At 37.8% G+C, this 8,866-nt stretch carries 7 protein-coding genes; 5 read left to right on the top strand and 2 right to left on the bottom strand.

All coding sequences use genetic code 11. The annotated features are described in order from the left end of the window. From Q8907_08765 to yidC, 5 genes are all read left to right on the top strand, one after another. The coding region (locus Q8907_08765; protein ID MDP4274355.1) for a hypothetical protein at nucleotides 1-1,307 on the top strand (1,307 nt) is incomplete at its 5' end. A gap of 58 nt (nucleotides 1,308-1,365) precedes the next feature. Beyond that, on the top strand, nucleotides 1,366-2,529 hold the full coding sequence (locus tag Q8907_08760; GenBank protein ID MDP4274354.1) for a phospholipase D-like domain-containing protein: 1,164 nt from the start codon (nucleotides 1,366-1,368) through the stop codon (nucleotides 2,527-2,529). Nucleotides 2,530-2,735: 206 nt separating this feature from the next. Next, nucleotides 2,736-4,754 carry a DUF349 domain-containing protein gene (locus Q8907_08755; GenBank protein MDP4274353.1) on the top strand — a complete coding sequence of 673 codons (2,019 nt, stop codon included), beginning with the start codon at nucleotides 2,736-2,738 and terminating at the stop codon, nucleotides 4,752-4,754. 74 nt (nucleotides 4,755-4,828) lie between these two features. Then, nucleotides 4,829-6,430 carry a CTP synthase gene (locus Q8907_08750; GenBank protein MDP4274352.1) on the top strand — a complete coding sequence of 534 codons (1,602 nt, stop codon included), beginning with the start codon at nucleotides 4,829-4,831 and terminating at the stop codon, nucleotides 6,428-6,430. A gap of 65 nt (nucleotides 6,431-6,495) precedes the next feature. Continuing rightward, a complete protein-coding gene (yidC, locus tag Q8907_08745) occupies nucleotides 6,496-8,352 on the top strand; it encodes a membrane protein insertase YidC (GenBank protein ID MDP4274351.1) in 1,857 nt (618 codons plus the stop codon). Between the two features lie 67 nt (nucleotides 8,353-8,419). On the opposite strand, the gene Q8907_08740 is transcribed toward yidC, so the two are convergent. Then, a complete protein-coding gene (locus tag Q8907_08740; protein ID MDP4274350.1) occupies nucleotides 8,420-8,650 on the bottom strand; it encodes a hypothetical protein in 231 nt (76 codons plus the stop codon). Between the two features lie 117 nt (nucleotides 8,651-8,767). Further along, a complete protein-coding gene (locus Q8907_08735; protein ID MDP4274349.1) occupies nucleotides 8,768-8,848 on the bottom strand; it encodes a hypothetical protein in 81 nt (26 codons plus the stop codon). Nucleotides 8,849-8,866: the final 18 nt, after the last annotated feature.

The following is an 8,866-nucleotide window of genomic DNA, read 5'->3' as shown; positions in this document are numbered from 1 at the left end:
AATCTGCAGATATTTATGGCATAAGCAAAAGATCAGAAGGGATCAGCAAATATACTTCCAGTGATGAGAACTCTTTCCTTCGCGGAATAGGAGCCACATTCGCAGTAAAAAATTTCAGATTATCCCTGTTTTATTCAAATAAAAAGACAGATGCCAATATAGATTCAAAAGATAGCATAAGTGGCAAGGTATTTAGCGTATCATCTTTCCTAAATACCGGATTACATACCACTCCGGGAGAAATTGAAAATGAAAACGCACTCCGGGAAGAAACTTCAGGAGGGAACATCACGTACAACAGCGAAAAATTCAGGATAGGATCTACATTTATCCGTAGCCATTTCGGGTCAAATATTGAACCGGAACCAAAATATTACAACACTTTTTATTTCCGGGGCAAGGAGAATTCTGCAATTTCGTTGGATTATATCCTGAAATTTAACGGAATACACGCATTTGGAGAAATTGCAATGAATAACACCAGAGGGATAGCCTTATTACAGGGCCTGCTGATAAATCTCAGTTCAAATGTGGGAATATCCTTGCTTTACAGATATTATCAGAAAAATTATCAGGCATTATATGGAAAAGCATTTGGAGAAAACTCCTCCAATTCGAATGAAAACGGATTTTATTCAGGGGCATTTTTCCAGCCTTTTACGAAATTAAAAATCAGCGCCTACTACGACATATTTTCTTTCCCCTGGTTGAAATACAGAGTCAACAACCCTTCCACAGGCAACAGCTACATGTGCCAGGTTGATTACAACCTTTCTGACAACGTACAAATGTATGCCAGGATAAAAAATAAACTGAGGCAGGAAAATAGTCCGGTTGACACATCCATAGCATTTACGGAAGAAGTCAACAGGTTTAACTTCAGATATCACCTGTCCGGCAGGATAAATTACAGGTTACTTTTAAGAAGCCGTATAGAACTTGTGAATTACAACAAAGGGAGCAATCATGAAAAAGGATATTACTTGTATCAGGATTTTATCTACGGCTTTAAAAATTTACCGCTCACCCTTTATTGCCGATATGGAATTTTTGATACGGATGGATTTTATTCCTGTATTTATTCTTTTGAAAATGATTTAAGATATTCTTTTTCAATGCCCTCAGTCTTTTCAAAAGGGACCAGATTTTATTGTATGGCCAAATTCAGTCCCTTAAAAAGCACAGACTTTTATATAAAATATGACCAAACTCAATACGAGCAGAGTAAAATCATCGGAAGTGGGCCTGCTGCCATTGATGGGAAAACTAAAACAGCAGTCAGAATCCAGATTATTTTTAAGTTTTAGCATTTAGCTTATCAGTTGATAGGAATATTTTAATAACTTTGGAAGAAAACATAAAGTTATGTCACGGAAGAAAAAGGTTGCATTGCCGTATCTGGATGGGAATCAAATAGAGTTGATTACGAGTGGTGAACCATTTTTTAATGCTTTAGAAGACCTTATCAATCAAGCGACTAAATTTATACACTTACAAATATATATTTTTGATGAAGACGAGACCGGGAAAAAGATATTTAACTTACTCAAGTCAGCAGTTGAAAGAGGTGTAAATGTATATTTACTGGTCGATGCCTTTGGCTCTCACAGTTTATCAAAAAGGTTTATCAGAAGAATTAAGCATGCTCACATTCATTTCCGTATGTTTGCTCCCCTATTCACTGCAAAAGGTTTTCAGTTCAGTTTGCGCCTGCATCACAAAATCATCCTGGCAGACGGGAATAGGGCATTGGTCGGAGGGATTAATATCGCTAATAAATACAGAGGGGTTGGAGGGAAAAAACCATGGCTGGACTTCGCAGTCAGTGTAAAAGGCCCTGTCTGCAAGGAACTGCTTGACATCTGCAAAAGGGTATGGAACAGGATGTTCAGTAAGGACAAGTCTTATGATATAGCACAAAAAATAGAACATTTTGAACCTGGAATAAAAGCTAAAGCAGTCCAAAACAATTGGTACAGGCGGAAAATTGAAGTATCACACAGCTATCGTGAAGCTATCCGGCAATCGAAAAACAGCATTATTTTGGTAGCCAGCTATTTCCTGCCAGGCCGTATTGAAAGGCGCCTTTTAAGGCGTGCCAGTAGCAGAGGAGTTAAAATCAAACTGATTCTGGGATCCGACTCTGATGTCCATATGGTAAAACGTGCCACAGATTACCTTTATGGCTTTTTACTCAGGAATAATATAGAGATTTTTGAATACCGGACTTCCGTGGTTCATGGGAAAATCGGAACGGTGGATGATAAATGGATCACCATAGGATCCTATAACTTAAACCACCTTAGTGATTATGGAAGTATTGAAGCCAACATCAATGTTTGCGACAGTAATTTTTCAAGTCAGGTAAAAGAAATGCTTAACAACATCATATCAAACGAATGTGTCAATATTACTCTTGAAGATTACCAGCGGCATAAAACTCCGCTGATTAAATTAAAGGATTGGCTCTCTTATCAGGTAATCCGTATTTCGATGAGACTTATGTTCCTGCTTACACGTAACCAATAATTTTTTTCATGGCAATTTTCCCCTTTTTCAAGGCGTTTTTATCTTTAGGGAAATTTACTTAATTTATTTTTGGTCAACTATAAGGAAAATGATTTAAGTGCCAATAAAAATAAATAAAAGAAATGTTTATTTATTAAAAAAAAACTTTGAGCTAAGCACTTAAATACATATTTTCGTACCTTTAAATTTTTTAAAAACTAAAGGTGATGGACACTAAAGAACCTGATTATTCTGTTCGTAATGAACAATTCGCTGGCGCTCAAAATGCCTCCGAAACTAAGGAAGAAAATCTTCCTGTCGATAGCCCTGAAAAGTCTGAAAAAAATCAGCAGGATACCCTGGAGGTAGCAGCAGCTGATTTAAAAGTTACAAATGACCATGATGTTATTCCCGAACCTGGAACAACAAATTCTCAGGAACTAAAATCCGAAAAAGATGAAATAATCAATACTGAGGAAGAAGAGAATATTGATCCGGATAATGTGGAAGAACAGGCAGACCTGACTGATTATTCAGGTTATTCTGAAGAGGAACTGGTAAAAATACTATCCAATCTTGTTTCTACTAAAAATGTAGAAGAAATTCGCAAGGATGTGGAAAGCATTAAAGTTCATTTTTACAAGAAACATAAAGCCAAGATCGAGCAAAAGCGTAAAGAATTCGTTGAAGGGGGCGGTCAACTTGAAGATTTCAAAGTTGAAGATGATCCTTCAGAACTGGCAATAAAAGAAATTTTCAAGAAATATAAAGAACTCAAATCCGAGTTCAACAAAAAACTGGAAGAAGAAAAGCAGACAAATCTTGCTACAAAATATAAAATCATAGATGACATAAAGGAGCTGATTAACCGCAAGGAATCAATAAATCAGACCTTCCAGGAATTCAGGGAACTTCAAAAGAAATGGCACAACATTGGTTTAGTGCCTCAGCAAAACATGAACAATCTGTGGGAAAGTTATCACCACACGGTGGAAATGTTTTACGATTTCATCAAAATAAACAAAGAGCTTAGAGACCTGGATTTCAGGAAAAATATTGAAGCCAAAATCGGTATTTGCGAAAAAGTAGAAGAACTGCTTCTGGAACCTTCAGTAGTCAAGGCATTTAACCAGCTTCAGAAATTCCATGAACAATGGAGGGAAATCGGCCCTGTAGCTCCTGAAATGAGGGAAGCCATTTGGGAAAGGTTGAAAGAAGCTACTGCAAAAATCAATAAACGCCATCAGGAATACTTCGAGGAGCTCAAAGAATCACAGAAAAAGAACCTGGAGTCAAAAACTGTTCTTTGTGAAAAAATTGAGGAAATAAATAATCTTGAGATAAACAACCATGTTGTTTGGGATGAGAAGACCAAGGAGATCATCGAGATTCAAAAATTATGGAAAACTATTGGTTTCGCCCCCAAAAAGGAAAACAACAAAATTTATTTACGCTTCCGCAATGCCTGTGATATTTTCTTTAGCAGAAAAAGAGATTTCTATGCTAAGAACAAGGAAGTTCAGACCAATAATCTTCAGCTGAAAACTGACCTTTGCATTCAGGCCGAAGCTTTGCAAAACAGCACGGAATGGAAAAAGACTACCGAAGACCTCATCAATTTACAGAAAAGATGGAAGGAAATCGGACCGGTGCCCAGAAAATATTCAGATACCATATGGAAAAGATTCAGGGCAGCCTGTGATATTTTCTTCAAAAACAAGGCCGAATATTTCTCGGGTGTGGACAGCAAATATGAAGAGAACAAACAGAAGAAACTTGATCTGATCAGCCGCATTGGGAATTATCAGCTATCTGAAAAGGTTGAAGAGAATTTCGACAAGCTGAAAGAATTCCAGAGAGAATGGTCAGAAATCGGCTATGTGGCACTCAGGGATAAGGAAGAGATTCAAACCAAATACAGGGAATCCATCAACAAGCTTTTCGACAGTTTGAAAATTGATGAATCGAAAAAGAACCTGCTTAAATTTAAAAACAAGATAGATAACCTGTCGGCACAGCACCAAAACAATCACAAGCTGAACCAGGAAAGGGACAAATTCATGAACAGGTTGAGCCAGTTACAAAATGACATTGTTACCCTGGAAAACAATATAGGATTTTTTGCCAAGACTAAGAATGCAGAATCTATGATCAATGAAGTGAATCTAAAAATCGAAAATTCAAAAAAAGAGATCAAGATGCTGAAAGAAAAGATAAAAATGATTGACAATCTGGACATTGAATAATCATCGCAATTAGTAGTCAATTTCTGGAAATATTTTCGTTACTTTGCGGCCATTATTAATTATTTTATTGCATTGTGACACCAACTAAATATGTATTTGTAACAGGTGGAGTTGTTTCCTCTTTGGGGAAAGGCATATTGTCAGCTTCACTGGCAAAATTATTGCAGGCACGTGGATATGCCGTTACTATTCAGAAACTTGACCCCTATTTGAATGTCGATCCTGGGACATTAAATCCTTACGAACACGGAGAATGTTACGTAACAGAAGATGGTGCCGAAACCGATCTGGATTTGGGACATTATGAACGTTTTCTCAATGTCCCAACTTCACAGGCGAATAATGTAACTACAGGCTCTATTTACCAGTCTGTTATCAACAAAGAACGTAAAGGAGATTACCTGGGCAAAACCGTACAGGTAATTCCGCATGTGACCGATGAAATAAAAAGAAGGATCAAACTTCTTGGAGCCAAAAACAAATTCGATATTGTCATCACCGAAATTGGAGGGACAGTAGGTGATATAGAATCCCTGCCCTATATTGAAGCTGTCCGTCAGTTGAAATGGGAATTGGGCCCATCCAACTGTGTGATGATACATCTGACATTAGTCCCTTTTCTTAAAGCTTCAGGGGAATTAAAGACCAAACCCACCCAGCATTCCGTCAAAGAATTACTTGAAAATGGGATACAACCTGATATTGTTATATTAAGGACAGAGAAAACCCTTACGGCCGATGTACGCAAAAAAGTAGCATTGTTTTGCAACGTGGATATCCATTCGGTTGTTGAATCCATTGATGCGCCTACCATTTATGAGGTTCCGCTCATCATGCAAAAGGAGCAACTGGATTCAACAGTGATCCGCAAATTGGGCCTGCCCGAAGGTGAACCTGCTGCCTTAAAAGCATGGCGCCAGTTTGTAACAAAGGTTAAAAATCCCAAAAGCGAAGTTAAAATCGCTTTGGTGGGCAAATATGTTGAACTTCCGGATGCCTATAAAAGTATTGCCGAATCATTCATTCATGCCGGAGCAGAAAATGATTGCAAGGTAAATGTGGTCAGGATACAATCAGAAAAAATAAACAGGGAAAACTACCAGGAAATCCTTAAAGAATTCAAAGGGATATTGGTTGCTCCTGGTTTTGGAAGCCGGGGGATAGACGGTAAAATACTTGCAGCACAATATGCGCGCGAAAACAATATCCCATTTTTGGGTATTTGCCTGGGGATGCAATGTGCCGTCATTGAATTTGCCCGTAATGTACTCGGCTACGAAGATGCCCATTCCACAGAGATTGACCGTTTAACGACTCATCCGGTTATCGACCTGATGGAAGAGCAAAAAGAGGTTGTGGAAAAAGGAGGAACTATGCGGTTAGGAGCATATCCCTGTGTGATCAGAAAAGATACAAAAGCCTTTCAGGCATACAATAAAAATGAAATTCAGGAAAGACACAGGCATCGCTACGAATTCAACAGCCAATACCTTGAAGATTTCGAAAAAGCAGGTATGATCGCTGCAGGGGTTAATCCTGATACAGGATTGGTTGAAATCATTGAAATACCAAAACACAAATGGTTTGTGGGTGTTCAATTTCATCCCGAATACAGCAGTACAGTAGTTAAACCCCATCCGCTTTTTGTCGAATTTGTAAAAGCAACTTTGAGTTAATGAAGATCATGCAATTTTAATATAGTGTTGTTGTTTTATTTATAATTTTAGAGAGAAATTTTAGTATGGATAGAAATTCAGTAATTGGGATTATTCTGATTACCCTCATTTTAATATTTTTTGGTTATTTAAGCAAACCGAGCAAACAACAGCTGGAATTGGCCAAACGCCAGCAGGATTCAATAGAAAAAGTAAGGATTCAGGAAGCCCAAAAGAATATTCAGGGACAAAGCGCAAAAGCAGCGGCACTGGCAACGCAGAAAGATTCCACAAAAAAACAAGATCTTCAAAGTTTATACGGAGGTTTTGCACAGGCTGCTGAAGGCGAGAAATCATATGTTTCCCTCGAAAACAATTTAGTAAAACTTGTCATTTCTTCAAAAGGGGGAAGGATATATTCCGCACAGTTAAAGAAATACAGCACCTACGATAATTTGCCGCTGGTTTTATTTAATGGGGATTCCACCACATTTGGGCTTAATTTCTTTGCTCAAAACCGTTCCATTTCGACCAATCAACTGTTCTTTACTCCTACTACCACAGAGAAAAACCAGGTAGTCACCCAAACCTCCCGTGAGGTAAAAATGCGTTTGTATGCGGATAGTACCAAAAGCCGTTACATTGAATACGTTTACTCCCTTGCACCCAATTCCTATATGGTTAATTTTAAAATCAACCTGCAGGGAATGAACAAAGTATTCCCGGCGAATCAAAATACCCTGGATTTGAAATGGGATGTGTTTGTTCCACGGCTTGAAAAAGGAGCCCAAAACGAAAGCAACTATACGACACTTTACTATAAGTTCTTTCAGGACGAAGTGGATTATTTTAATCCCCGTTCGAGCAAAGGAGCAGAATCAAAAGATCTTACAAAGCTCAAATGGCTGGCATACAAACAACAGTTCTTTTCTTCTGTGCTGATTGCAAATGATTATTTTACAAATGCCACAGTAAAAGCAGAAACCTTAAAGGATCAGTCAAAATATTTAAAGAGATTCAGGTCAGAAATTGGAATCCCGTTTAATAACCAAGATAAGGTATCTATTCCGTTATCCTTCTACTTCGGGCCAAACCATTACAAAACATTAAGGCAATATCATCTCGACTTGGAAGAATTGGTTACCTTAGGTAAAAACATAATCAAGTGGATAAACCGTTTTGGTATTATCCCGATTTTCAACTTCCTGGGCACCTTCATCGGTTCATACGGAATAATCATTTTGATTCTGACCATCATTATTAAAATGATCTTGTTCCCGTTGACATACAAATCTTATCTATCCACAGCAAAAATGAGGGTTTTGAAACCTCAGATTGATGAGATAAATGCCAAATACCCCAAGGAAAAGGCTATGGAACGTCAACAGGCTACAATGGCTTTGTACAAGAAAGTAGGTGTAAGTCCTATGGGCGGATGTTTGCCTGCCTTGCTCCAAATGCCTATCCTGATTGCCATGTTCCGGTTTTTCCCGACATCTATAGAGTTGAGACATCAGTCGTTCCTGTGGGCTAAAGATTTGTCGACTTATGATTCTATCCTCAATCTGCCATTTAGCATACCATTTTATGGCGATCATGTGAGTTTATTCACCATTTTGATGACAGTTACCACTATAATTTCCATCAAGATTAATGATCAGGATAATGCGCAGAGCAGTCAGATGCCAGGTATGAAAACCATGATGTACATTATGCCTGTCATGTTTATGTTCATGTTTAACAGCTTCTCTGCTGCGTTGACCTACTATTATTTTCTTGTAAACATCATTTCATTTGGAATGAATGCATTATTCAAACATTACGTAAATGATGAAGAAGTTCTGAAGAAATTACACGAAAATAAAAAGAAACCCGTAAAGAAATCCAAGTTTCAGGCCCGTTTGGAAGAAATGGCCAAACAACAGGGCTATAGAAAAAGATAAGAATGGGGAATTCAAATCCCACGTATTTAAGAATTAGCGCAGACCCTTTTCTTTCTGCGCTATTTTTTTACCCCAAAGAATGGGGATTATGCAGAAGATAATCTAAAACTTTCCCTAAAACGATATTATTGATTTTCTGCATTGAATCCATATATAACCAAGCCCGTAGGGCTACCTGTGCATAACCCCCGGATTTATCCGGGGGAAAGAAAGGCAGGACATAATTAAACCCCGTAGGAGTTGTCCCGATAATTGCTCGTATAGTAAACCCGTAGGATTTATTTATGAATAAATCCAATTCAATTACGTCATTGTACCCTCAATTTAAAAAGAAGTATTAATTGCTTCGACAACAGAGAAAATGGGGATACTGTTTTTCAGGAAAAATTATTTTGCAACTAAAAACGGACGGGCATCAGGAAAATTTCATATCCTTGATTCTAAGCTGAAGGGTGGTATTTCCTCTAAATTCATTTTCCTCGATAGAGTAACAGATATCAAAAGGAATACCTTT

The sequence above is a fragment of the Bacteroidota bacterium genome, assembly GCA_030706565.1.
Lineage (GTDB): Bacteria > Bacteroidota > Bacteroidia > Bacteroidales > JAUZOH01 > JAUZOH01.
This window is presented reverse-complemented; position numbering and strand designations above follow the sequence as displayed.

What these genes read in the sequence shown, in the direction of transcription:
- Q8907_08760 (MDP4274354.1), top strand. Translation starts at nt 1,366, where the DNA reads ATGTCACGGAAGAAAAAGGTTGCATTGCCGTATCTGGATGGGAATCAA.
- Q8907_08755 (MDP4274353.1), top strand. Translation starts at nt 2,736, where the DNA reads ATGGACACTAAAGAACCTGATTATTCTGTTCGTAATGAACAATTCGCT.
- yidC (MDP4274351.1), top strand. Translation starts at nt 6,496, where the DNA reads ATGGATAGAAATTCAGTAATTGGGATTATTCTGATTACCCTCATTTTA.